This is a genomic window from Psychrobacter sp. 16-MNA-CIBAN-0192, assembly GCF_040309565.1.
In the GTDB taxonomy this organism is placed as follows: domain Bacteria; phylum Pseudomonadota; class Gammaproteobacteria; order Pseudomonadales; family Moraxellaceae; genus Psychrobacter.
The window spans coordinates 1-270 of the sequence record NZ_JBEOOX010000275.1 but is presented as its reverse complement, the minus strand read 5'-3'; the positions used below and the strand labels follow the sequence as shown (position 1 = coordinate 270).

Sequence of the window (270 nt, the reverse complement as noted above, 5' to 3'; positions counted from 1 at the left end):
ATTTAGGTATAAACATGACTTCAAGCGCTACCCGTTTTGTCGATCTAACTGCAGCTGAACTTGTCGAACACGCTATCAGCCGTGGCGAAGGGACTTTAGCCGCCAATGGTGCTTTTGTAGCTAACACTGGTCGTCGTACCGGTCGTTCTCCAAAAGATCGTTTTATTGTTCAAGAATCAAGTACTGAAAATGAAATCCAATGGGGTAATGTAAATCGCCCATTCGATGCAGATAAGTTTGACGCGTTATGGGCACGTGTAGAAGCACATG

Annotated in this window: 1 protein-coding gene; it reads left to right on the top strand. The window is 44.8% G+C overall.

What is annotated here, in order from left to right:
- Positions 1-14: 14 nt before the first annotated feature.
- A partial coding sequence (locus AAEY78_RS13230) for a phosphoenolpyruvate carboxykinase (ATP) (RefSeq protein WP_352339759.1) occupies positions 15-270 on the top strand: 256 nt, incomplete at its 3' end.